21 protein-coding genes and 2 tRNA genes are annotated in these 25,503 nt (G+C 53.4%); 7 read left to right on the plus strand and 16 right to left on the minus strand.

The window, feature by feature from the left end; translation table 11 throughout:
• Nucleotides 1-71: 71 nt before the first annotated feature.
• The gene (alaC, locus tag SOJ49_RS12985) at nucleotides 72-1,268 is read right to left on the minus strand and encodes an alanine transaminase (RefSeq protein WP_369854923.1); all 1,197 of its coding nucleotides are present in this window, start codon (nucleotides 1,266-1,268) and stop codon (nucleotides 72-74) included.
• A gap of 362 nt (nucleotides 1,269-1,630) precedes the next feature.
• Between alaC and SOJ49_RS12990 the strand changes: the two genes are divergently transcribed.
• Nucleotides 1,631-1,906 carry a hypothetical protein gene (locus SOJ49_RS12990; RefSeq protein WP_369854924.1) on the plus strand — a complete coding sequence of 92 codons (276 nt, stop codon included), beginning with the start codon at nucleotides 1,631-1,633 and terminating at the stop codon, nucleotides 1,904-1,906.
• A gap of 146 nt (nucleotides 1,907-2,052) precedes the next feature.
• Here SOJ49_RS12990 and SOJ49_RS12995 read toward each other — a convergent pair.
• Both SOJ49_RS12995 and uvrB read right to left on the minus strand, forming a co-directional pair.
• Nucleotides 2,053-2,129 (minus strand) — tRNA-Val (locus SOJ49_RS12995).
• Nucleotides 2,130-2,258: 129 nt separating this feature from the next.
• Entirely contained in the window at nucleotides 2,259-4,289 is a 2,031-nt protein-coding gene (gene uvrB / locus SOJ49_RS13000; RefSeq protein ID WP_369854925.1) for an excinuclease ABC subunit UvrB, read from the minus strand.
• A 125-nt stretch (nucleotides 4,290-4,414) separates the two neighbouring features.
• On the opposite strand from uvrB, the gene SOJ49_RS13005 reads away from it, so the two are divergent.
• Nucleotides 4,415-5,602 (plus strand): pyridoxal phosphate-dependent aminotransferase, encoded by a 1,188-nt coding sequence (locus tag SOJ49_RS13005; RefSeq protein ID WP_369858068.1) that lies wholly within the window; start codon nucleotides 4,415-4,417, stop codon nucleotides 5,600-5,602.
• Nucleotides 5,603-5,739: 137 nt separating this feature from the next.
• Here the strand turns inward: SOJ49_RS13005 and hda are convergent, their stop codons facing one another.
• Complete coding sequence (gene hda, locus SOJ49_RS13010) at nucleotides 5,740-6,441, minus strand: DnaA regulatory inactivator Hda (protein ID WP_369854926.1); 702 nt, start codon at nucleotides 6,439-6,441, stop codon at nucleotides 5,740-5,742.
• Nucleotides 6,441-7,466 carry a DUF2066 domain-containing protein gene (locus SOJ49_RS13015; RefSeq protein ID WP_369854927.1) on the minus strand — a complete coding sequence of 342 codons (1,026 nt, stop codon included), beginning with the start codon at nucleotides 7,464-7,466 and terminating at the stop codon, nucleotides 6,441-6,443. The genes hda and SOJ49_RS13015 overlap by 1 nt, the downstream gene beginning before the upstream one ends.
• A gap of 345 nt (nucleotides 7,467-7,811) precedes the next feature.
• Between SOJ49_RS13015 and purM the strand changes: the two genes are divergently transcribed.
• From purM to SOJ49_RS13040, 5 genes are all read left to right on the plus strand, one after another.
• Nucleotides 7,812-8,864, plus strand: coding sequence for a phosphoribosylformylglycinamidine cyclo-ligase (gene purM / locus SOJ49_RS13020; RefSeq protein WP_369854928.1), 1,053 nt, complete (start codon nucleotides 7,812-7,814; stop codon nucleotides 8,862-8,864).
• On the plus strand, nucleotides 8,861-9,532 hold the full coding sequence (gene purN / locus SOJ49_RS13025) for a phosphoribosylglycinamide formyltransferase (protein WP_369854929.1): 672 nt from the start codon (nucleotides 8,861-8,863) through the stop codon (nucleotides 9,530-9,532). The genes purM and purN overlap by 4 nt, the downstream gene beginning before the upstream one ends.
• A 25-nt stretch (nucleotides 9,533-9,557) precedes the next feature.
• Nucleotides 9,558-10,340, plus strand: coding sequence for a DUF3108 domain-containing protein (locus SOJ49_RS13030; RefSeq protein ID WP_369854930.1), 783 nt, complete (start codon nucleotides 9,558-9,560; stop codon nucleotides 10,338-10,340).
• A gap of 23 nt (nucleotides 10,341-10,363) precedes the next feature.
• Nucleotides 10,364-10,945, plus strand: coding sequence for a dCTP deaminase (gene dcd / locus SOJ49_RS13035; protein WP_369854931.1), 582 nt, complete (start codon nucleotides 10,364-10,366; stop codon nucleotides 10,943-10,945).
• 141 nt (nucleotides 10,946-11,086) lie between these two features.
• A tRNA-Asn gene (locus SOJ49_RS13040) sits at nucleotides 11,087-11,162 on the plus strand.
• 220 nt (nucleotides 11,163-11,382) lie between these two features.
• On the opposite strand, the gene pyrF is transcribed toward SOJ49_RS13040, so the two are convergent.
• The 11 genes from pyrF to gyrA all read right to left on the minus strand — a co-directional run bounded on the left by pyrF (nucleotide 11,383) and on the right by gyrA (nucleotide 25,426).
• Nucleotides 11,383-12,015: an orotidine-5'-phosphate decarboxylase gene (gene pyrF / locus SOJ49_RS13045; protein WP_369854932.1), complete on the minus strand. Its 633-nt coding sequence runs from the start codon at nucleotides 12,013-12,015 to the stop codon at nucleotides 11,383-11,385.
• 134 nt (nucleotides 12,016-12,149) lie between these two features.
• Nucleotides 12,150-13,334 carry a hypothetical protein gene (locus tag SOJ49_RS13050; protein ID WP_369854933.1) on the minus strand — a complete coding sequence of 395 codons (1,185 nt, stop codon included), beginning with the start codon at nucleotides 13,332-13,334 and terminating at the stop codon, nucleotides 12,150-12,152.
• A gap of 9 nt (nucleotides 13,335-13,343) precedes the next feature.
• Nucleotides 13,344-13,628, minus strand: coding sequence for a lipopolysaccharide assembly LapA domain-containing protein (locus tag SOJ49_RS13055; protein ID WP_369854934.1), 285 nt, complete (start codon nucleotides 13,626-13,628; stop codon nucleotides 13,344-13,346).
• A 23-nt stretch (nucleotides 13,629-13,651) separates the two neighbouring features.
• Complete coding sequence (ihfB, locus tag SOJ49_RS13060) at nucleotides 13,652-13,948, minus strand: integration host factor subunit beta (protein WP_369854935.1); 297 nt, start codon at nucleotides 13,946-13,948, stop codon at nucleotides 13,652-13,654.
• A 437-nt stretch (nucleotides 13,949-14,385) separates the two neighbouring features.
• Complete coding sequence (rpsA, locus tag SOJ49_RS13065) at nucleotides 14,386-16,071, minus strand: 30S ribosomal protein S1 (protein ID WP_369854936.1); 1,686 nt, start codon at nucleotides 16,069-16,071, stop codon at nucleotides 14,386-14,388.
• Between the two features lie 158 nt (nucleotides 16,072-16,229).
• Complete coding sequence (gene cmk, locus SOJ49_RS13070) at nucleotides 16,230-16,901, minus strand: (d)CMP kinase (RefSeq protein ID WP_369858069.1); 672 nt, start codon at nucleotides 16,899-16,901, stop codon at nucleotides 16,230-16,232.
• A 4-nt stretch (nucleotides 16,902-16,905) separates the two neighbouring features.
• On the minus strand, nucleotides 16,906-19,155 hold the full coding sequence (locus SOJ49_RS13075) for a bifunctional prephenate dehydrogenase/3-phosphoshikimate 1-carboxyvinyltransferase (RefSeq protein WP_369854937.1): 2,250 nt from the start codon (nucleotides 19,153-19,155) through the stop codon (nucleotides 16,906-16,908).
• Entirely contained in the window at nucleotides 19,152-20,264 is a 1,113-nt protein-coding gene (gene hisC / locus SOJ49_RS13080; RefSeq protein WP_369854938.1) for a histidinol-phosphate transaminase, read from the minus strand. Before hisC ends, SOJ49_RS13075 begins: the two co-directional genes overlap by 4 nt.
• A 125-nt stretch (nucleotides 20,265-20,389) precedes the next feature.
• A complete protein-coding gene (gene pheA / locus SOJ49_RS13085; protein WP_369854939.1) occupies nucleotides 20,390-21,481 on the minus strand; it encodes a prephenate dehydratase in 1,092 nt (363 codons plus the stop codon).
• Nucleotides 21,482-21,546: 65 nt separating this feature from the next.
• Nucleotides 21,547-22,629 (minus strand): 3-phosphoserine/phosphohydroxythreonine transaminase, encoded by a 1,083-nt coding sequence (gene serC, locus SOJ49_RS13090; protein ID WP_369854940.1) that lies wholly within the window; start codon nucleotides 22,627-22,629, stop codon nucleotides 21,547-21,549.
• Between the two features lie 58 nt (nucleotides 22,630-22,687).
• Nucleotides 22,688-25,426 carry a DNA gyrase subunit A gene (gene gyrA, locus SOJ49_RS13095; protein WP_369854941.1) on the minus strand — a complete coding sequence of 913 codons (2,739 nt, stop codon included), beginning with the start codon at nucleotides 25,424-25,426 and terminating at the stop codon, nucleotides 22,688-22,690.
• Nucleotides 25,427-25,503 lie beyond the last annotated feature (77 nt).

A 25,503-nucleotide genomic window follows, 5' to 3' on the forward strand; every position in this document is an offset into this window, starting at 1 on the left:
ACAGTCGCCGTCATGCGTACTTGCACGCCTGAGTATGCAGTGCTGCCCAGTGCGCTGTTCCGTTGCCCGGCTCAGTCACCCTGATAGTGACCATCCTTGCGCAGCATATTCTTGATGCCACGTAATGCCTGACGCGTGCGTTGATCGTTTTCAATCAGCGCCAGTCGTACATGATCATCGCCGTACTCACCAAAACCGATGCCGGGAGATACCGCGACCCTGGCTTCCAGCAATAACTTTTTACTGAACTCCAGCGACCCCATAGAACGATACGGTTCAGGAATGCGTGCCCAGACAAACATGGTGGCCTTCGGAATCTCGACCTGCCAGCCCATGTCATTCAGACCCTTGCACAACACATCGCGACGATGCTTGTACATCTCGCAGATCTCCCCGACCACCGACTGATCGCCTTCCAGTGCCGCAATCGCCGCCACCTGAATGGGGGTGAATGTACCATAATCGAGGTAGGACTTGATCCTGCCAAGCGCATGAATCAGGTCTTTATTACCGCAGCAAAAACCCACTCGCCAGCCCGGCATGTTGTAGCTTTTTGACAACGAGAAAAACTCCACCGCCACTTCTCTGGCGCCTTCTACCTGCAGAATGGACGGCGGCTGATAACCATCAAACGCAATGTCGGCATAAGCCAGATCCTGTACTACCCAGATTTCATGCTCACGAGCCATATCTACCACTCGTTCGAAAAAATCCAGTTCGACACACTGACCGGTTGGATTACCGGGAAAATTAAGCACCAGCATTTTTGGCTTCGGCCAACTGGTTTTGATCGCTTTTTCCAGCTCGGCAAAAAAATCCACATCCGGCGTCAGTGGCACATGGCGAATATCGGCACCGGCCAACACAAAACCGTAAGGATGAATCGGATACGCCGGATTCGGCACCAGCACCGCATCGCCAGGGCCCAGCGTCGCCAGCGCCAAATGCGCCAAACCTTCCTTCGACCCAATGGTGGTAATCACTTCCGTATCCGGATTCAGATCGACGTCGTAACGCTTTTTATACCAGTTCGCCATCGCCCTGCGCAGGCGCGGAATCCCTTTTGATTGGCTGTAACGATGTGTGCCTTCTTTCTGCACTGTCTCGATCAGCTTGTCGACAATGTGTTGCGGTGTGTCTTGATCGGGATTCCCCATCGACAGATCCACAACATCTTCGCCACGGGCTCGCGCCGCCATTTTCAACTCACCGATCACGTTGAAAACATAGGGGGGCAAACGCTCAATGCGCGGAAAATGCTTGTTCATGGAGGACTCTTTCGTCAATGGCTGAAAAGCCCAACAGGCTACTGGATGGCGGCAGTTTGATCAATGAAATCACTGGCTCCTGCGTGATAGCCAAACCAGCATGGTTAACTGCCGACCTGTCAAAAAACAAATCACGAATCAGCTTAGTACGCCAGCAATTGACGCTAAACCCGACGACACTTTGTCCATGTCGAAACCCGTTGGGGTGAGATATGCCGACAATCCCAAACCCGCCAAAATTCAATAGCAACTCGTTTCTGAACCAGAAAATCACCTGACGTGACATCATCGAGCCAATATGCACATGATGCGTCAGTTTCGATACGTGAAATTTCTGAACAAAAAAGCCCGGAAACGGTTGAATGAAAAGCTGTTCAAAATCCAGCCCTATCCCAAGCTGGAAGCCGAAAAAAGCCAGAAATAAGTGTCTGAAACATGCGTCGATGAATCTAAAAAGATCCGGCGCGCCACAGCTGGGTGGCGCTGAGTACCTACGACAGGGATTCAGTAAAGAATATGTGAACCTACTTATGGGGCACACAAGCCAACGGATGACGGATGACTACATCGGCCAGCATATCAACTGGACAGAGTGCCGTGCAGATTTGGTGCTTGAAACCACTGTATTTCAGAAATAAAAATGATGTGAAAAATATTTAAAAACAACAAGTTACGGTATTCAGGCAAGTACTGTATTTCAGAAATTCATCTTAAAAACATCAGAGCACTGTTTTGCAGGCACAAAAAAGCCGCTCGTAAGCGGCTGATTTGTAAGAGAATTCTTTGGTAGGACTACCCAGATTCGAACTGGGGACCTCTACCATGTCAAGGTAGCGCTCTAACCAACTGAGCTATAGTCCTAAAGAGGCGCGTATATTACTTCTGGTTTTTCCACTACGCAACCCCTCATCGTGCTTTTTCGTAGAAGGTTGATGATTCTGATAAAACCACTGACCCTCTATCACCTGCTAGTTAGCCAGTAGATGGGCGTCAGCTGTTGGCTATCATCTGCGCTTTCATTTCGTGGAGCTGGTCGCGAAGTTTGGCGGCGGTTTCAAAATCCAGGTCACGAGCGGCTTTGAACATGCTGTCTTCCACTTCTGCGACTTTTTTCACCAGTTGAGTGGCAGAGAGTCGGCTCCAGTCGTCTTGTCCGTAGCCTGCCTTGTCTTCTGCTACCTTGCGATTGCGGCTGTTGTGACGGCTTTTTTTGCCCGGTGCCGGCGTCGCTTCGAGGATGTCTTCAACCGATTTGAACACGCCTTTGGGGGTGATGCCGTGTTCTTCGTTGTATGCGACTTGTTTTTCCCGGCGGCGGTCGGTTTCTTCCATGGCTTTGCGCATGGAGTCGGTCACCCGGTCGGCGTAGAGTATCGCCCGGCCGTTGAGGTTACGTGCGGCCCGACCGATGGTCTGGATCAACGAGCGTTCGGAACGCAGGAAGCCTTCCTTGTCGGCGTCAAAGATGGCCACCAGCGATACTTCCGGTATATCCAGCCCTTCCCGCAGCAGGTTGATACCTACCAGCACGTCAAATTCGCCCAGCCGCAGGTCGCGGATGATTTCTACCCGTTCGACGGTGTCGATGTCGGAGTGCAGATAGCGGACGCGGACACCCTGTTCAAACAGGAAGTCAGTCAGGTCTTCGGCCATGCGTTTGGTGAGTACGGTTATCAGTATCCGTTCGCCCTTGTCCACTCGCAGACGCAGTTCATGCAATACATCGTCCACCTGACCGGTGGCTGGCCGTATTTCTATGATCGGGTCAACCAGTCCGGTGGGCCGTACCACTTGTTCGACAACGGCGTCCTGGTGTTCTTTTTCGTAGTTGCCTGGTGTGGCGGAGACAAAGATGCATTGCGGCACAATGGCTTCCCATTCTTCGAATTGCATCGGCCGGTTGTCGAGTGCCGATGGCAGCCGGAAACCGAACTGCACCAGGGTTTCCTTACGCGAGCGGTCACCCCGATACATACCGCCGATTTGAGGAATGGTGACGTGGCTTTCATCAACAAATATCAGCGCATCTTTGGGGATGTAGTCAAACAGCGTTGGCGGCGGAGCACCTTGTTCCCGACCCGAGAGGTAACGGGAGTAGTTTTCGATGCCGGAGCAATAACCCAGCTCCTGCATCATTTCGATATCGTAGCGAGTACGCTGCTCCAGTCGTTGGGCTTCTACCAACAGGTTTTCGTTGCGGTAGTATTCGAGCCGTTCATCCAGTTCAACCTTGATTCCGTCGATGGCATCAATGATGCGCTGCCGTGGCGTGACATAGTGGGTTTTGGGGTAGATGGTGACACGCGCCAGACGGTTATGCACCACACCGGTCAGCGGGTCGAAGGTGCTGAGCTGTTCTACTTCGTCATCAAACAGCTCGATACGCACGGCTTCATCGTCACTTTCCGCCGGGAAGACGTCTATCACTTCACCGCGCACTCGGTAGGTGCCGCGATGGAAGTCCATATCGTTGCGGGTGTATTGCAGTTCGGCCAAACGGCGCAGAATAGTACGCTGGTCAATATGATCACCACGCACCAGGTGTAACATCATTTTGAGGTAGGAATCCGGGTCGCCAAGGCCGTAAATTGCGGACACTGTGGCAACAATAATCGCGTCGCGGCGTTCCATCAAGGCCTTGGTGGCCGACAGCCGCATCTGCTCAATGTGTTCGTTGACCGAGGCGTCCTTGTCAATAAAAGTATCCGATGAGGGCACATAGGCTTCTGGCTGGTAGTAGTCATAGTATGAGACGAAATACTCCACCGCGTTGTCGGGGAAAAAATCTTTGAATTCGCCATACAGTTGCGCCGCCAGGGTCTTGTTGTGGGCCATAATAATGGCGGGGCGCTGACATTGGGCAATCACATTGGCCATGGTGTAGGTCTTGCCGGAACCCGTCACGCCGAGCAACGTTTGCTTGAGCAATCCGGCGTCGACACCGGCAACCAGTTGCCGAATCGCTTCGGGTTGATCCCCGGCAGGTGAATATTTGGATTTGAGCTCAAACGTCTTGCTCATAGGGATTCCAGTATGTCGGTAGATTTAGTAACATTTCGCGGTTTGACGTTAATTCCGGGCAATTCATTATTTTGCAACACTGTTCCGGTTATCACTTTTATATAACGCCTGTTTTGAGGATACACATTTTGGATCTGCAACTGTCTGATCGCGTTCAACAGATCAAGCCCTCTCCTACGCTGGCAGTCACCAATCGTGCTGCGGTTTTGCGTGCGGAAGGTAAGGACATTATCGGCCTTGGTGCCGGCGAACCGGATTTCGACACTCCTGAGCACATCAAGAAAGCGGCCATCAATGCCATCAACGCTGGCTTCACCAAATACACCGCCGTGGATGGAACGCCCAGTCTCAAGCAGGCCATTATCAGCAAGTTTAAAAATGACAACAACCTGGAGTATGAGGCAAACCAGATTCTGGTGTCTTGTGGCGGCAAGCAGAGCTTTTTCAATCTGAGCCTGGCATTGCTGAATCCGGGTGACGAAGTGGTTATTCCGGCACCTTACTGGGTGTCTTACCCCGATATGGTCAAGATCGCGGAAGGCACTCCGGTGATCGTTGAAACAACCATGGACAACCAATTCAAAATGACGGCTGAACAACTGGATGCTGCCATTACACCCAAAACACGCCTGGTGGTCTTGAACAGCCCATCCAACCCTTCCGGCAAGGCATACAGCCTGGATGAGCTGAAAGCGCTTGGCGCCGTATTAAACAAGTACCCTGACGTGCTGATCGCCACCGACGATATGTACGAGCTGATCCTGTGGGCCGATTTTGGCTTCCACAATATTGTTAATGCCTGCCCTGAACTGTATGAGCGCACCATCGTATTAAATGGTGTCTCCAAGGCCTTCAGTATGACCGGCTGGCGTATCGGTTATGCCGCAGGCCCGGCCAAGCTGATTGGTGCGATGAAAAAGATCCAGTCACAAAGTACATCCAATCCGACATCCATTTCCCAGGTCGCCGCCGAAGCCGCCTTGAATGGCGGCAATGAGTGTGTCAAACCCATGGTTGCCGCCTTCAGGGAGCGCCATGATTATCTGGTTGCTGCGCTTAACGCACTGCCAGGGGTTGAATGCATCGAAGGGGACGGCGCGTTTTACGCTTTCCCGAGCTTCCTGGAAGCGATGGCGACCATGGGTATCAGCGATGACATCGAGTTCGCAGAAAAAATGCTGATCGAGGCGGGTGTTGCCATGGTTCCTGGTTCAGCGTTTGGTTCTCCGGGTTTTATGCGTCTGTCGTTCGCAACCAGCCTGGAAACCTTGAAAGATGCTATTGCACGTCTGGACAAGGCGCTGAGCAGCTGATCCAGCCCTGCATCCTTCTTTCCAGATTTTCTCGTTCCCGCGCATGGCGCGGGAACGCATGCCGACACCGCAGGGCAATCACGCAAGAGCGTGGGAGCTGGATAAATCCGGGGTAATCCTGCATTACCGATACAGGATTACCAGTCCATCTCTTCTTTAACAAAGGGGATGGTCAGCTTGCGTTGATGGGTCAGCGAGGCGTGATCAAGGTGATCCAGTATCTCCGCCAGCCCTTCCATTGGCTCAGGCCCCCGCGAGATGATAAAACGCGCAACGTCTTCTGCCAGTAAAATACCCCGCTGACGTGCCCGCAGCACCAGCGCCAAAGCACGTTCTTCCGGCTGCAGCGATTCCAGGTGATACACCACCCCCCAGCACAAACGCGAGCCAAGATCCGGCAATGCCACTGCCAGCTGCTGTGGCGGGCAACGGGCAGAAATCAGTAAATGACCGTCATTTTCCCGCACCCGATTAAACAGATGAAACAGCGCCAGCTCCCAGTCGTCATTACCGAGCACCGCATCGATATCGTCCAGCACCACCAGCGGCAGTTGTTCCAGCGATTCCAATACGTCCGGACTGTAGTTAACCAGTTCTTTTAAGGGCAGGTATACGCTGTGGTGACCGAGGCCGTCGGCGTAATGGCAAGCCGCCTGCAACAAGTGGCTGAGGCCGCAACCGGCATCACCCCAGATGAACAGAAATGGATCACCAGACAATGTCCACTGACGCTGTACCGCCTGAATCACTTCTTCATTCGGACCAGCGTAGAAATTGGCAATGCGTGCATCATCCCGCACATAAACAGACAAGGTCAGCTGAGGATGCGGAGTGACCATTAACGCCCCTTCCAACGCAGCGTATCTGGTAGATCGCTGTCACCGATTCGCCCGTCAAAACGGATATTGGTCAGTACTTGCGGCCAACTGGCGTTCAGCGTCAGTCCAAAATCCAGACTGTCACCACGCACCGCCAGTACATCGACATGCTCAACCCCGGAAACCGAGGCCAACAGACGCAGCACCGACTGATAGTCATCATAACGAGTGACGTGCTGAATCGTCAGTGCTTGCTGTTCCGATGACATACCCGTGGTCGAGGTGACCACGCCATAGCGGCCAGAAAAATATCCGCCAACCGCTTCTGCCAGTGCGGTCACAACAGCCTGTTCGGAGGTTCCCTGAACATCCAGAGGCAGACTGTCATGGCGGTACTCGATATAACCATCGGCACGCCAGCCGTCAGCAAATGGCATAATCCGGGCAGCCACCACGGCATCCGTGTCGTAGCGCACAGAGGCCGCACGAATATCATCCCGAAACAGACCGAACAGGCGTTCGGCTGGTAATGCCAGTCGATCCTCAAGATCCAGCATCGGCCAGACCGACGGAATGCCATGCTGCACAAACGTTTGGCGCAACGCTTCATACTGATCAACACCGTCGTCATCTGCACCGATCACAGCGCGACTGCCACTGCGGGAAACACCTAACCAGAAGGTGACATCCGGGCGATTACTGCCCCAGACCGGCAAGCCATGACGGGCCAGTAAATCATTCACCTGCCCGGCAGCAAACATGGCCTGCAGAATCAATACACCGTCATTTGGCCGTGATATATAACGAAAACTTGCCAGATACTGGCTTGCCGACTTGCCCGCCAGACCACCCAGCTCTGCTGTTGGCCGCCCTGAAACCTTGGTGAGCACTTGCAGCAATGCTGCTGGCACCGCCGCCTGTCGCGTCGTTGGCGTTCGATCAGATACTTCTATTGAAGCCTGATACAAGTCAGTTACCACACCCGCCGAAACAACGGGAGCCGCAAACAACAGACAATACATCAATCGCAGAAAGACTGAGCGCACGCGTGAAAATTCCTTTGTCATCCTGGTTTACGGCGTACAACCACCACCGCGAACATAAGTTCTTATCCTGACCCCATCCATCAACTACTAAAACCGTTAACCGACACAGCCACCGGGCCAATACGTCAGGCGGCGGCTATTGTGCCACGCACAGCGCAAGCACCCAAGAGAACTCAGTATCAGGAATGGTGATCTTGGCGCTGCCATCACTACAAACCTGGCTTTCCCTGTGATTCAACCTAAATTAACAGGCCATGTGGCGCTATTTCTTTGTCGCGGCAGGTGAAGTGAAGGCCACAAATCGCTAGAATACCCCGCTTCTTTGCAGCCACCCTGTGAATCCGAATGACCGAATCAAAATCCCTAAGCTATAAAGACGCTGGTGTTGACATCAATGCCGGAAACGCACTGGTAGAACGCATCAAGGACGTTGCCAAACGCACTCGCCGCCCGGAAGTAATGGCCGGCCTCGGCGGTTTTGGCGCCCTGTTCGAACTGCCACAAGGTTACCATCAACCCGTGCTGGTATCGGGTACCGATGGCGTGGGCACCAAGCTGCGTCTGGCTATGGATCTGGGCAAGCACGACACCATTGGTATCGACCTGGTCGCCATGTGTGTTAATGACCTGGTGGTCTCTGGTGCCGAGCCTTTGTTTTTTCTCGACTATTACGCTACTGGTCATCTGAATGTCGATGTCGCCGCTGCCGTTGTCAGCGGTATTGGCGCAGGCTGTGAGCAGGCTGGTGCCGCACTGGTTGGCGGTGAAACCGCTGAAATGCCAGGCATGTATGAAGGCGAAGACTACGATCTGGCCGGTTTTTGTGTTGGTATCGTTGAAAAAGCCGACATCATCGACGGTTCCAGAGTCCAGGCCGGTGATTCCCTCATTGCACTGGCATCCAGCGGCCCTCATTCCAATGGCTATTCTCTGGTTCGCAAGATCCTGGAGGTAGCCAATGCCGACCTGCAGCAAGATCTCGACGGTGTACCGCTGGCGGAGGCGCTGATGGCCCCCACCCGTATTTACGTCAAATCCGCATTACAGCTGATTAATGCCACCGAAGTGCATGCCCTGTCGCACATCACTGGCGGTGGTTTTCAGGAGAATATTCCGCGCGTTCTGCCCGATAATTGCAAGGCCGTTATCAACACCAACAGCTGGCGCTGGCCAGCTGTGTTCGAATGGCTGCAACAGGCTGGCAACGTCGCAACTGCAGAAATGTTCCGCACCTTCAATTGTGGTGTGGGCATGATCATCGCTCTGCCGGAACACAAGGCTGATCAGGCTATTGCCCTGCTGAACGCCGAAGGCGAACAGGCCTGGATCATTGGTGAAATCGTTGAAAAAACCAGTGACGAAGCCGCCGTCGAATTCATCGGTAACCGCACCGTATGATGACAGACTCAGCACTTGACCACCCCCGTATTGTGATACTGATTTCCGGTACGGGTAGCAACATGATGGCCATTGCTGATGCGGTACAAAGCGGCGATATTGATGCCATGGTCGCAGGTGTCGTATCTAATCGTCCAGATGCAGCGGGCATGCAACACGCCCGCGACCGGGAGATCCCGGCCATATTGGTTGATCATCAGCAATTCAGCAGTCGCGAAGAGTTTGATGCCAATCTGATGCGGGCGATTGATGACCTTGCCCCCGATCTGATTGTACTGGCTGGCTTTATGCGTATCCTGACATCGGACTTTGTACGGCATTATCGCGGCCGCATGATCAATATCCACCCCTCCCTGTTGCCTTTGTATCAGGGATTAAACACCCATCAACGCGCCATCGATGCCGGTGATAGCGAGCATGGAGTATCGGTACATTTTGTCACCGAAGAGCTGGATGGTGGCCCGGTGATTGCCCAGGCAGTCGTGACCATAGAAACTGGCGAAACCGCTGCCAGCTTGCAACACAAGGTGCAGATACAGGAGCACATCCTGTATCCCATCATCGTCAAGTGGTGCACCCAGGGACGACTGGCCATGACCGACCAAGGCGTAACACTCGATAGTAAACTTCTTCCGCTATCCGGACTCAGACTGACAGCCCAGCCATAAATCACCATCACAGCGAGGATGATCTGTGAGACGTATAAGATACCTGGCCTGCACCCTGATACTGTCGCCCTTATTGGCTTTTGCCAGTAACGGTGACACTCAAACCTTTGCCCTGAGCGCTACCAAGTCACAGCTGGCGAACGACGACCCGCTGGAGAGACAGGGAGAGGCAACACACAATACTCTGCAGCCTTTCAAGGCCAAATACACAAGCCGCTATGACTGGGGATTTTTCAGCTTCAACATTGCGGCAGAACGCACTCTGGAGCAACGTGAAGACGGATCCTGGCAAATGACGTTTGATGCTGAAGCATCAGCAGCGTCCATCCAGGAGCAATCGGTTTTTGCACTGCACAACGGTATCATCCAGCCACAAAGCTACCATTACAAAGGCTCGGGCCTGATACAGGAAGACGATCAGGACTATCGCTTCGATGCGACCCAGCAACAGATCAGCGCCCCCTTGCAAGCGCGCGAATTTAACGATTTATGGCAAGATAACCTGCAAGACAAGCTGACTTATATGCTGCAAATCAGCCTCGATCTCGCCAATGGCCAAAACGAGCTGAACTATCAGGTATTCGAGAAAAACCGGGTACGCAGTTATGAATTTGTTATCGTTGCCGAAGAACCGTTAAAAACCCGTATCGGCGTACTGGATACGATCAAAATCAAGCAGTTACGCGACGACCGACGGGAAATTTATGCCTGGCTGGCGAAAGACAAGGATTACCTGCTGGTAAAACTGGTGGATCGCAAAAAAGGCAAAATCCAATATCAGATTGACCTGGTCAGTACCAACCTGTAACTGACCCCAACCAGAGAACTGCCATGCGATTAAGTGATGCCGACATTGAACAGCGCCTGAGCGAGGGCAGCATTACTATCGAGCCAGCCCCCGGCCTGGATGCCATTGCTGGCATCAGTGTCGACCTTCGCCTCGACCACCGCTTCCGGGTATTCAGCAACAACTCCGCCACCCATCTGGATCTTTCCGGCGAACGGGCGCAACTGGAGCGCGATATCGATCGTATCATGAGCAAAGAAATCGAGATTGCTCATGATCAGTCGCTCTATATCCACCCTGGTGAACTGGTACTCGGCGCCACCATGGAATCCGTCACCATTCCGGATGATCTGGTTGGCTGGCTGGATGGCCGCAGCTCACTGGCTCGCCTCGGTCTGGTGGTACACCTGACCGCCGGACGGATTGATCCCGGCTGGGATGGCCAGATCGTGCTGGAATTTTATAACAACGGCAAACTGCCACTGGCGCTAAGACCCGCGATGATTATTTGCGCACTGTCGTTTGAAACTCTCAGCAGCCCAGCCAAACGTCCGTACAACAAGCGAGAGAACGCCAAATACAAGGGCCAGAAAGGTGCGGTATTCAGCCGTATTGCCAAGGATTAACTGATTCTTGCAGAGGGTCGTCCATTCTTGCTGGCGACCTCGCTGCCCAAGCTAAGACATTGAATTAACTCTTATTTTATTTAAATTGAAGCTATTGACACAAAAAACCAGCTCCGTATAATGCGCCCCACTTGCTGATGTTCCCCGATAGCTCAGTTGGTAGAGCAGTAGACTGTTAATCTATTGGTCGCTGGTTCAAGTCCAGCTCGGGGAGCCAACAAGTAATCTCTCTTCCGCATTCGCCAAATCCGATATACACCTACTACTTCTACAGCAGCAAAACCCTCCATACAGACGCAATCAGCTATAAACCAGCCACTGGCGCTGATTTAGCCACTCGGTATTTCCAGAATTACTCCAACGTCAGAATGATTCCCGCAACAGCGACGACTTCATGGCATTAGGGGAAATCTATATGGCGCCGGCAACTGATTCCATCAGGCAAGACTATCGAGAATCCGCTGGCAACTAGCGGCCGGATCTTCTGACTGGGTAATCGGGCGGCCAATCACCATGTAGTCAACTCCCGCAGCAACAGCCTGTTCTGGCGTCATCACCCGCTTCTGATCCTGATTATCACTCCAGGAAGGACGAATGCCAGGTGTCACCGTCTTGAAGTCGTCACCACAATGCTGACGAATAACGGCCAGCTCATTCGCCGAACACACCACCCCATCCAGACCCGACGACTGTGCCAGTGTCGCCAGCCGTACGACGTGCTCTTCCGGCGTCACACTCAGACCCAGTTCAATCAGGTCGACACTGTCCATTGAGGTCAGTACCGTTACTCCGATCAGCAAGGGTCGACTGGCACGCTTGTCCAGTTCGTTACGGGCCGCTTCCATCATACGACGCCCGCCACTGGCATGGACATTGACCATCCAGACACCCAGATCCGCAGCAGCCGCGACAGCCTTGGCACAGGTATTGGGAATATCGTGAAATTTCAGATCCAGAAAAACCTCAAATCCCAGCTGATGCAGCTGTTCAATCACCAGCGGCCCCGCCGAGGTAAACAGCTCTTTGCCGACTTTGACCCGACAGCGTGCAGGATCCAACAGCTTGGCCATCGCCAACGCCGCGTCGACAGAGGAATAATCCAGCGCAACAACAATAGGCGATACAACACTAGATGAAACAACACTAGATGAAACAACACTAGATGAAACAACAGCAGATAAAACAGGAGTAGAGGTAACAGTGGTCATAGGTCTTCAATAGCAACAGAGGGGTGACTAAAAGGGGTGATCGCTTTGAGGCTGGCCCAGTTTTTACAACTTGGGCAGCGCCAGTGAAACTCCCGCGCCTTGAAACCGCATTGGCTGCACACAAAGCTCGGATCGTCAGTATCAATACGACGCAGAATAGCATACACCCCATGGGCCTGCGACTCACTCAAACGGCGCTTGTGGCGCAGCAGCAGTCCCAGCATGGCAACATAGCCGGTATACGAGGGGTATTTTTCAAGATCCTGAATAAACCCGGTAATTGCGGTTTCAGCACCTTCAATATCAGCCAGGGTTTCGGCTCGCGCCACCAATGCAGGTACGTAATTCAGTCCTTCTCCATGACGTTGCAGATGAGTCAACAAACCATGAGGATCCCCCAGCTGGTGGAATGACCGAACCATAGGGTCGAGAATCGCAATAATAGAGCCCTTGTCATGATCCAGCGCCTTGAGGTAACAACGTACGGCTTCACTGGGTTCGTCCTGCTCAAACGCCATATTCCCCAACACCACAAACGCACGAGCGCAGCGGCCATCAGACTTGAGTGCGGTACGACAGAGCTGGCGGGTTTCAATATAGTTGCCATTACCAGCCGCACGCTCGGCCAATTCGCAGGCAGCGTGAGCAACTCGACGCTGTAACTGGGCGGAGTTGGGTAACTTGCGCGCCCGGTTCAAATCCAACACCTGCTGCCACTCGCCTTCTTCTTCCAGTAATTCCAGCAATACCTTGGCGGACTTTTCCTGAATGCGACCACGGGCATCAAGCAATTCCAGCAAGAGCCGTTCGGCCCGATCATGCAGACCTGCCATGGCAAAATCCATTGCCAGCTCCAGCTCCAGTTCTTGCAGCAAGACTCCTTTCAAGTCCGTTCTGGCAAACAAGGTCTGGTGTAAATGAATGGCGCGTTCCACTTCACCTTTTTCACGCAAACTGCAGCCTAGCCGGAGAAATAGCTCAATCGAGTCATCATCCAAAGTTTGGGCATTCACAAGGCGTTTGAGGGTAATATCGGTGTTTTGCGCAAGGATAAAATCGATACTAGGAATCCAGTCAGCGGGAGTACTTTTTGGACGCGCCTTGCCTGAACGGTAACCAAGTACCCAGCCAAGGCCTGTACCCACCAGTACCAGTACAAAAACAATTGCGGATTCCATCATGATGCAGGCCTATGGCAATCTGCCTGATCGCTCCTGTGCCTCATCGAGCGCTTTTTGCAATCGACGGATTTGACGTTTCTTTGACAATACCGACATCACGCCCGCCAGCAGACCAATAATACAGCCAAGCGTCAGAATCAGACCAAACCACAGGGCAACCGGCAGGTTGACAGGATCACCAACCAGAAAAAACACATCCAGTGGCTCGCTATTACGAGTCGCAAATGTCAGACAATAGAGAAATATAAGCAGGAAAGAGATCAGGCTTATGCCGATCCTGATTTTTTGCAGCATGATATTACCTGGCCGCAACGGCCTTAGTGTTCGCTGTCGATACTGTCGTTAACCTGATCACGCAAGTCTTTGCCCGGTTTAAAATGCGGCACAAACTTGCCCTGTAGCTCTACCGTTTCACCAGTTTTGGGATTACGCCCAACCCTTGGTGCACGATAATGCAACGAAAAACTGCCAAATCCGCGAATTTCAATCCGCTCCCCCGACGACAAGGTCAAAGACATGTAATCAAGCATGGTTTTCACCGCCAGCTCGACATCTTTGGCAGATAATTGCGGCTGACGACTGACGATACGCTCTATCAGTTCAGACTTCGTCACAGCGTTTTCCTCCATGAGGTGACTGCATGACAATAACTCTTGTCAAATCATGCAGTTAGCTGACGACAAATGCAACCGTTCGATGTTTGTTTATGTACTCAAAAACGGCAAAGCCATTTCGTGTGTGATGTTACCTGAAATATTCAATCAATCCCTATAAAAAAACGCAGAAGTGCCATCCCTGGCTGTCCGATAGGGAATCGCGGAATCCGTACGCTGCTGATGCATTTGACGCGGTGGACAACACGAACAGTGCCGGTTCGTACGACGCCGGTGTATTTGACGCAACGAACACGGATAATGCCGATCCCTGCGACGACGAATTTGGTACGAAGGGACGCCTTCCGTGGCTGTCCGAAATAATGGCGATTATCGAAACAGAGGATAACAAGACATAAAAAAACCCGCCGGAGCGGGTTTTTTAAAATCAGACCAGCTTAGTCTTTCTGATTAAGCTGTTCTTTGATCAGATCACCAATGGTGGTCGGTCCAGCTGACACTTCAGCATCAGACTTGGTACGTTGCTCTTTCAGAGCCTGACGATCTTCTGCACTGTCCTTGGCTTTGATAGACATGCTCAAAGCACGGTTCTTACGATCAACCATGGTGATAACACCCTGTACTTCATCGCCTTCTTTCAGTACAGCGCGGGCATCATCTACCTTGTCACGACTGATTTCAGAAGCCTTCAGAGCAGCTTCAACACCAGCAGCCAGCTCAACCACTGCCGACTTGGCATCGACTGAAATAACCTTACCAGTTACGATAGCGCCTTTGTCATTAACCGCAACAAACTCGGAGAACGGGTCGCTTTCCAGCTGCTTCACACCCAGAGAGATACGTTCGCGCTCTGGATCGATAGACAGGATAACGGTTTCCAGTTCATCGCCTTTCTTGTAGTTACGCACGGCTTCTTCGCCAGTGTCATTCCAGGAAATGTCAGACAGGTGAACCAGACCATCGATACCACCGTCCAGACCGATGAAGATACCGAAGTCAGTGATTGACTTGATCTTACCGGAGATCTTGTCGCCCTTGTTACACTTGGTACCGAACTCTTCCCATGGGTTCATGGTGCACTGCTTGATACCCAGAGAGATACGACGACGTTCTTCGTCGATATCCAGCACCATCACGTCGATCTCGTCGCCAACTTGAACCACCTTGGACGGGTGAATATTCTTGTTGGTCCAATCCATTTCGGATACGTGTACCAGACCTTCAACACCTTCTTCCAACTCAGCAAAACAGCCGTAGTCAGTCAGGTTGGTGACGCGCGCTTTAACGCGAGCGCTTTCTGGGTAACGATCGTTGATGTTGACCCATGGATCATCACCCAGTTGCTTCAGACCCAGAGAAACGCGGTTGCGCTCACGGTCGAATTTCAGCACTTTAACGTCGATCTCGTCACCAACAGCAACGATTTCACTTGGATGCTTGATACGCTTCCAGGCCATATCGGTGATGTGCAGCAGGCCGTCAACACCGCCCAGATCTACGAACGCGCCGTAGTCGGTCAGGTTCTTGACGATACCCTTAACAGATTGACCTTCTTGCAGGTTGGCCAGCAGTTCTTCACGTTCCTGGCTGTTAGCAGCTTCCAGAACGGCACGACGGGAAACCACGACGTTGTTACGCTTGGCGTCCAGCTTGATAACCTTGAATTCCAGCTCTTTACCTTCCAGGTGGGCGGTGTCACGTACAGGACGGACATCAACCAGGGAGCCTGGCAGGAAGGCACGGATGTTCTTCAGGTCAACAGTGAAACCACCTTTAACCTTACCGTTGATAATACCGGTAACCATTTCTTCAGCTTCAAAGGCTTTTTCAAGCTCTTTCCAGCTTTCAGCACGCTTGGCTTTTTCACGAGACAGTTTGGTTTCACCAAAGCCGTCTTCAACCGCTTCCAGGGAAACCTGGGTCTCGTCGCCAATGGCAACTTCCAGCTCACCTTTTTCATTCAGGAACTGGCTGCGTGGAATTACGGCTTCGGATTTCAGACCAGAGTTCACTGTTACCCAGTCGCTGTCGATGTCGACGACGGTACCAGTGACGATAGAACCGGGCTGCATGTCCAGTTCTTTCAAGGATTCTTCAAATAACTCAGCAAAACTTTCGGTCATGAATTAACACCTATCTATAAAAGCGTATATTCCGATGAAATGGTTGACGGAATAGCGACGCGTTCCAAATGGCCAGACACTTGGGTCAAATCAAACAAAAACCCTGGTACGCTTCTGATTCCTTAGAGCAGGGGGCTGGCAAACGCACCGGATTCATCTCAGACCAGTCCTGCTTTGCGAACAAGATCTGCCACGTGTTCGCACACCTGGTCGATCGTCAGCTCAGTACTGTCAATGGTTATAGCGTCATCGGCAGGCTTCAGCGGGGCAACAGCACGGTTGCTGTCGCGGTCATCGCGAGCTCGGATGTCTTCGATAAGGGCGGGTAAACTAGCATTAAATCCCTTGTCAAGCAACTGTTCATATCGCCGCCGACCCCGTTCCTCAGCACTGGCGGTCAAGAACACTTTGACCTCGGCACTGGGGAACACCACTGTGCCCATATCACGACCGTCAGCGATCAGACCGGGGGTCAACCGGAAATCACGCTGACGTTGCAGCAGTGCAGCGCGTACAGCCGGTAAAGCAGCCACTTGCGAGGCCAAACTGCCCACTTCCTCGGTACGAATAGTATCGGTGACATTCTCACCTTCCAGAATCACCTGTACGCCAGTGGCAAGTGGTTCAAAGTGTACATCCAGCGCGGCGGCCACGGCAGCAACCGCTGCGTCGTCATCCAGCGCAATCTGCTTGCGACTGGCCGCTAACCCGGTGATGCGATAAAGCGCACCGCTATCCAGCAAATGCCAGCCCAACCGCTCGGCCAGGCGAGCACACACAGTGCCCTTGCCAGCGCCGGATGGGCCATCAATAGTGATCACCACCGCCATCGTATCAGTCACTCCGCGCCTCTCCCTGTTCTTCCAGCTGCAGACCGGCGTTATTGGCCAGTTCAACATAGCCGGGGAAAGACGTCGCCACATTGGCACAGTCGTGAATGATAATCGCGGCTTCGGCACGCAACGATGCCATCGAGAAGCTCATCGCAATACGGTGGTCGCCGTGGCTTTCGATAACACCGCCACCAAAGCAGCCGTTTGCGCCAAAACCGGGGATAATGGCACCGTCCTGCGTACCTTTGGCAGCCACACCCAATACGTTCAGGCCATCTACCATGGATTGAATACGGTCACTTTCTTTCACTCGCAGTTCTTCTGCACCGGTCAACACCGTTTCACCTTCAGCGCAGGCAGCGGCAATAAAGATCGCCGGGAATTCATCAATCGCCAGTGGCACCTGATCTTCAGGAATATGAATCCCCTTGAGCTGCGCGGAGCGCACGCGAATATCCGCCACCGGTTCGCCACCGACTTCACGTTCATTCATAACCTCGATATTGCCACCCATGGCGCGCAGGATATTGATCACGCCGATGCGGGTCGGGTTGATACCAACATGCTGCAAGGTAATATCGGAACCTGGCGCAATGCTGGCTCCCACCATGTAGAAAGCGGTAGACGAAATATCAGCAGGCACATCGATACGGGTCGCGGTTAATTCACCACCGGACTGAATCGTCACGGTACTGCCATTCACCTGCACGTCATAACCAAAACCTTTCAGCATTCGTTCGGTATGATCACGAGTGGGTGCCGGTTCAGTCACCGAGGTTTGACCTTCAGCATACAGCCCGGCCAGCAGCACACAGCTTTTTACCTGGGCACTGGCCATCGGCAAATGGTAGTGAATACCTTTCAGCGCATGGCCACCCTTGATTTTTAACGGTGGTCGACCACCGTCTTCGGTATCAACGATGGCTCCCATCAAACGCAGCGGATCGGCAACGCGCCCCATCGGGCGTTTGCTCAGGGATTCGTCGCCACTCATTTCAACATCAAACTGTTGACCCGCTAATAAGCCGGACAACAGTCGAATAGAGGTTCCCGAATTGCCCACATACAAGGCATTGGCGGGTGCTTTCAACCCCTGCAGACCCACACCATGAATGGTCACGCGACCACGGTGCGGCCCTTCGATCACCACGCCCATATCCCGGAAAGCCTGCAATGTCGCCAGGCTGTCTTCACCTTCCAGAAAACCGGTGACTTCCGTCACACCATTAGCCAGCGAGCCCAGCATGATGGAGCGATGCGAAATGGATTTGTCGCCAGGCACGCGGAATGTGCCGGACAGGCTTTGGGCGGGTTGTACCAGGTAAGAAAGTGAGCTGGTTTTCATAGGTTCCACAAAGGCCCTGCGGGCAAGTATGTTTGAAAAATGATCACGGGCGGCCTTGGCACGGGTCAGTACCCCCATCAGGGTCGTGGTATCGTTTTCAACGATGGCCTCACGCAACTGCTGAAGATCCTTGTTAAACAGATCCAGGGTTGCCAACAAGTGCTCGCGATTGGCGGTAAAAATGTCGCGCCACATCTCCGGGCTGCTGGCGGCAATCCGGGTGAAGTCGCGAAAGCCTCCCGCAGCATAGTTAAAAATTTCCTTGTTTTCATGGCTGTTGGCCAACGTATCCACCAGTGAATAAGCCAACAAATGAGGCAGATGACTGGTCGCCGCCAACACCTCATCGTGGTGATTCACCGTCATCGACTCCACCTCAGCGCCTACCGCCAGCCAGGCTTGCGTTACCAGCTGCAGCGCCTGCGGATCCGTATAAGTCTCGGGGGTGATAATGACCTTGTGACGGCAATAAAGATGTTCATCTGTCGCCGCTACACCGCTACGCTCAGAACCGGCAATCGGGTGACCCAGTACAAAACGGCCAAAGGTTTCACCAAATACCGCTTTGACATCAGCAGACACCGAACCTTTGACCGAACCGACATCGGTAATCACTGCGTGGACAGACAGTGCTGGCGCGAGAGCCTCCAGCACCGGTCGTATCGACAGAATCGGTACCGAAACAATCACCAGATCGGCATCCTCAACAGCCTCGGCAGGAGAGGCTGCATAGCGGTCAATAATGCCAGACTGACACGCCAGCTCCATCGAATCGAGGTTGCGGTCAAATCCAATCACCTCGCCAACACCACCACGAACACGCAGTCCCTTGACCCAGGAGCAACCGATCAGCCCCAGGCCAATCACCGCAACCCGATTTACAAAGAATCCGTTCTCTGTGGTCAAGCCAACACCTTCGCCAAGGCATCAATAAAGGTCTGGTTTTCCGCAGCCGTCCCTACCGATACACGGATATATCCCGGCATATCGTAGTTGGCGACCGGCCGGATAATCACCCCCAGCTGTAACAACTGCTGGTTCACCTCTCTATCATCACTGCCATCTGGCAGTTTGAACGTGACAAAGTTGGCAACCGACGGGATATAGCTCAACCCCAGTTGTTCAAAGGCAGCCACCAGTTGCACCATACCCTGACGATTAACGGCAATACTTTTGGCCAGATACGCGTCGTCACGCAAGGCCGCTGTCGCCGCTGCCAACGCAAATGAATCGACGTTGAACGGAGGTCTCACACGATTCATCAGATCCGCCACAACCGGGCTGGAAACGCCATAGCCAACCCGTAATGATGCCAAGCCATAGGCCTTGGAAAAGGTACGCGCCACCAGCAGGTTCGGATACTGGCTCAGGTAATCCAGGCCACAAGGGTAGTCCTCGACTTCGGCATATTCAAAATATGCCTCGTCCAGCAACACCAGCACCTGCTCCGGCACTGCCGCCAGAAAAGCTTCCAGTTCACCACGAGTACTATAAGTCCCGGTCGGATTATTCGGGTTGGTCACAAAGACAATGCGGGTGCGGTCGTTGATTGCGGCTGCCATGGCATCCAGATCATGGCCAAAATTCCGCGCTGGCACTTCAATCACTTCACCACCAACGGCGCGAGTGACCAGACCATAAATGGAGAATGCGTGCTGGGATACCACCACGTTATCGCCCTGATTAACGAAGACCCGCACGGCAAAATCAAGAATGTCGCTGGAGCCATTACCCAGCGTCAATTGACTGGCGGTAACGCCCAGCCGCTCACACAGTGCAGCCTTGAGTTCAAAACCGGCACCATCCGGGTAACGGGTCAGCTCCACCAGCTGCTGCTGGATGGCATCAATAATGGCAGGACTTGGACCCAGCGGGTTCTCGTTACTGGCCAGTTTGACAATATCCGCCTCATTCAGACCCAGCTCACGCGCCAGTTCATCAATCGGCTTGCCAGGCTGATAAGGTTTCAAACCGCGCACTCCGGCAACGGCCAACTGCTGAAAATCTACACTCATGATTTGATCTCATTCCATAGGCCAAGCAAGGGAACCGCCCGACCTGACGCCTAATAGGCTGCTAACACGTTGTTTATCCAACCCAACGAATCGGTTGATCCGCTGGCCATTGTTGCAAAACCGCTCTACAGAACCGCTTTCGGATAGGAACCCAGCCATTTGTAATCCGCCGCGACCAGCTGCAACTGCGCCAACACAGGACGGATACTCTCGTCGTCACAGTGACCTTCAAAATCAATAAAAAAGGCATAATTCCAGGTGCCGGTGCGCGCTGGCCGGGTTTCGATACGGGTCAGACTGATACCGGCCTGATGGAATGGCTCCAGTACCTGGTACAAGGCACCCGGCTGGTTACGACTGGAGACCATAATAGAGGTCTTGTCTTCACCACTGGAGAACGTCGCTTGACGCCCGACGATCAGGAAGCGCGTGGTATTGTCGGGACGATCTTCGATATTGGCGTTACAGACAACCAACTGGTAAAGATCCGCCGCCACTTCTCCTGCAATAGCTGCACTGCCCGGCTCAAGACTGGCCCGGCGTGCGGCCTCCGCATTGGAACTGAGGGCAATCCGCTCAATCCCCGGATAATGCTGATCGAGCCAACGACGACATTGTCCCAGCGACTGGGCATGGGAATATATCCGTTCAATCGGCTGCTCGGGATCTTTGCGCATCAAATGATGATGGATGCGCAATGTCACTTCGCCGCAGACCTGCAAGCTGGAATCAAAAAAACTGTCGAGGGTATGAGTCACTACGCCCTCTGTGGAATTTTCTACCGGTACAACGCCAAAATTAGCGGCTCCACTTTCCACTTCGCGGAACACATCGGCAATCGACACCTGACTGTGACAGCACACGGCATGGCCAAAATGCTTGACTGCTGCCTGCTGGGTAAAGGTGCCTTCCGGGCCGAGAAAAGCAACATTGAGCGGCTCTTCCAGTGCCAGACACTGGGACATGATTTCACGAAACAGTCGCGCCATGCTTTCGTTGGGCAAGGGGCCGGTATTCCGCGCCATCACATTACGCAGTACCTGTGCTTCCCGCTCCGGGCGATAAAACACCACGGTTTCACCCGGTGCAGCATATTTCTCTTTCACTTCTGCAACCTGCCTGGCACAACAGGCACGCTGATTGATCAACTCCTGAATTTGCCGGTCGATAGAGTCGATCGACTGACGCAGTTGTTCGAGTTCCTGGGCTTCACTCATGAGTTGCCTTGCTTCGTTAGTCTGGAATGGAATCACTGGCCCGACAGACGGGCCAGTGCACGAGCTTAACCGTGGCGACGGGCAAAGTCGGTCATAAAATCAGTCAGGGCCACAACCGCAACTTCGGAGACCGCATTATAAATACTGGCGCGCATGCCGCCCACACTGCGGTGTCCGGCCAGATTCAGTAATCCGGCGGCTTCGCTCTGCTGCAAAAAGAGCTTGTCCAGACGACTGTCAGCCAAGGTAAACGGCACGTTCATGATTGAACGGTTATTGATGGCAACCGGATTGGCATAAAAATCATGGCCATCAATAAATTGATACAGATGAGATGCCTTGCGATGATTGGCTGCCGCGATCGCCGCAACCCCACCCTGTTCTTTCAGCCACTCGAACACCAGGCCAGCCAGATACCAGCTGTAGGTCGGTGGCGTGTTATACATGGAGCCGTGATCCGCACACACCTTGTAATCAAACATGGTAGGAGTTGCCGCCTGAGCCTTGCCCAACAGGTCGTCACGAATAATCACTACACACAGGCCCGCCGGGCCAATATTTTTCTGTGCACCTGCGTAAATCATGCCGAAGCGACTGACATCCAGCGCATCAGACAGAATCGCCGATGACAGGTCAGCCACCAGCGGCACATCCCCGGTAGCGGGAATATAATCAAACGCCACACCACCAATCGTTTCATTAGGGCAATAGTGGACGTAATCGGCATCGGCGTTTAATGCCAGCTCCGACTGTGCTGGGGCCGAGGTAAAATGATTGTCTTCGGTATTAGCAATGACCCGCACATCGGCAAAGCGTCGGCCCTCTGCCAGGGCTTTTTTCGACCACTGACCCGTCACAATCTGATCGACCTTGCCACTGCCATTCGCCAGATTCAGCGGGATCATGGCGAACTGACTGCTGGCCCCCCCCTGCATAAACAACACTTTATAGTTGTCAGGAATGGCCATCAGGTCGCGCAGATCCTGTTCGGCTTTTTCTGCCACCGCCACAAAATCAGCGCTGCGGTGACTCATTTCCATAATAGACAGGCCCTTGCCGTGCCAGTCTGCCAATTCCAGGCCCGCTCGTTCCAGCACCGCGGTGGGCAGCGCTGCCGGGCCGGCACAAAAGTTAAACACTCGGTTCATCAGATTGATTGCTCTGTATTACAGGCGCCGGAGCGCCCCATCCAGACGAACGCAGCTTTTATTCCACGTCGTCGCCATTGTCTTCGGTGTCGTTTGCTTCTGTGCCATCCGTGTCAGTACTGACGCCGTCGTCGTCAAGGTCATCACTGCCACTGCTGTCCGCTTCCGCTGCAGGGGTATCCGCACTAGCGCCACTGACGACAGTATCATCGCCTTCGGCCAGCGCAGCCAGTACGGCTTCGTCGTCTTCAGGATCACAGATACGTTCCAGGCCAACCAGTTTTTCCTTGTCGCTGACGCGAATCAGGGTAACGCCCTGGGTGTTACGGCCCAGCAGTGATACTTCGTTAACATGTGTCCGCACCAGGGTGCCCTGATCACTGATCAGCATCACTTCCTCGCCATCGAACACCTGTACGGCACCCACCATGCGACCATTACGGTCATTCGTGACCATGGCAATGACCCCTTGCGTACCGCGTCCCTTGGTCGGGAACTCGGTCACTTCGGTGCGCTTGCCAAAGCCGCGTTCCGAGGCGGTCAGAATGGCACCGTTTTCCTGTGGAATAATCAGCGCGATCACCACCTGACCCTGACCCAGGGTAATACCCCGCACGCCACGAGCAGTGCGGCCCATCGGCCGAACGCCGCCCTTGCCTTCACTGTCCTGGCCTTCATAGAAACGAACCGCCTTGCCCGCGTCAGAAAGCAGCATAATATCGCGTGAGCCATCGGTAATGGCAACACCCACCAGATGATCACCTTCGTCCAGCTCACACGCGATCAGACCGCTGGAGCGCGGACGGGAAAACTGGTCAAGCGAGGTTTTCTTCACCGTCCCCCGCGCCGTCGCCATAAAGACGTAATTGTCTTCGCGGTACTCAACCACCGGCAGAATCGCGGTAATGCGTTCGCCTTCATCCAGCGCCAGGACGTTCACAATCGGACGGCCCTTGGCGTTACGGCTGGCCTGCGGAATATCGTACACCGTCAGCCAATAGACCTTGCCCGCATCAGTAAAACACAACACCGTATCATGGCTGTTCACCACTAACAGATGTTCGATAAAGTCTTCATCTTTGACCGATGTCGCCGAGCGACCCTTGCCGCCACGCTTCTGAGCCTGATAGGCATCAATCGGCTGAGTCTTGGCATAGCCGCTGTGCGACAACGTCAGCACCAGATCTTCTTCAGGAATCAGATCCGCCATGCTCAGATCACGTTTCACCACCATGATTTCGGTTTTGCGGCCATCGCCATACTCTGCGCGAATGGCTTCCAGCTCCTCACGAATCACGGTCATCAAACGCTCTGCACTGCCGAGAATTTCCAGATACTCGGCGATTTCTTCGAGTTTTTGCTGGTATTCTTCGATCAGTTTTTCATGCTCAAGGCCGGTCAGTTTCTGCAAGCGCAGATCAAGAATGGCCTGCGCCTGTGCCGGTGACAGATGATACTTGCCAGCCCGGAAACCAAATTCTTCTGGCAGATCGTCCGGACGACAGGCGTCTTCACCGGCACGCTCCAGCATATCCAGCACATCACCTGGATCCCAAGCGGTAGCGATCAGTTTTTCTTTGGCTTCGGCCGCATTGGTTGATTCCTTGATCAGCTGGATCACCGGATCAATATTTGCCAGTGCCAGTGCCAGGCCTTCGAGCAAATGGCCACGTTCACGCGCCTTGCGCAAATCAAAAATGGTGCGACGGGTAACCACTTCGCGGCGGTGCTTGACGAAGGCTTCCAGCAACTGCTTCAGGTTCAGCGTGCGGGGCTGGCCATCGACCAGTGCCACCACGTTAATACCAAACACACCTTGCAACTGGGTCTGGGCGAACAAGTTGTTCAGCACCACTTCCGGCATTTCGCCACGGCGCAGCTCAATCACAATGCGCATACCGTCCTTGTCGGACTCATCACGCAGCTCGGTGATACCTTCAAGTTTCTTTTCTTTGACCAGCTCGGCGATTTTTTCAATCAGACGGGCCTTGTTCACCTGATAGGGAATCTCGGTGAAGATGATGCTGACCTTGCCGTTTTTTTCGTCGGTTTCGAAGTGATGACGGGCGCGCAGGTAAATACGGCCACGACCGGTACGATAGGCTTCGACAATACCATCACGGCCGTTAATAAAGGCGCCGGTGGGGAAATCCGGGCCCGGAATAAATTCCATCAGCGCATCAATATCGAGATCCGGATTGTCAATCAACGCCAAACAACCGGTCAGAACTTCGGTCAGGTTGTGCGGCGGAATATTGGTCGCCATACCGACGGCAATACCGGACGAACCATTTACCAGCAAGTTTGGTACACGAGTAGGCAAGACTGCCGGAATTTGCTCAGTGCCATCGTAGTTGGGCACCCAGTCGACGGTTTCTTTCTCAATATCGGCCAGCATGTCATGGCTGATCTTGTCCATGCGAATTTCGGTATAACGCATGGCCGCTGCCGAGTCACCGTCAACGGAGCCGAAGTTGCCCTGACCATCCACCAGCGTATAGCGCATGGAGAAATCCTGGGCCATACGCACAATGGTGTCGTAAACAGCAGAGTCACCGTGGGGGTGGTATTTACCAATCACGTCACCGACCACACGGGCAGATTTTTTGTATGGCTTGTTCCAGTCGTTGTTCAGTACATTCATCGCATGCAAGACGCGACGATGAACCGGTTTGAGACCATCCCGAACATCCGGCAACGCCCGTCCGACAATCACGCTCATGGCGTAGTCGAGGTACGATTGTTGCAATTCATCTTCGATGTTAATCGGGAGAACTTCTTTGGCTAACTCACCCATAGACTATTAAGATCCGTGCTGTATCGCTTGGCCACATACCGTGGCGATGGCATTCACTTGACTGCATTTACTGAAGT

Origin of the sequence: Candidatus Thalassolituus haligoni, from assembly GCF_041222825.1 — a bacterium.
Classification (GTDB): Bacteria; Pseudomonadota; Gammaproteobacteria; order Pseudomonadales; family Oceanobacteraceae; genus Oceanobacter; species Oceanobacter antarcticus.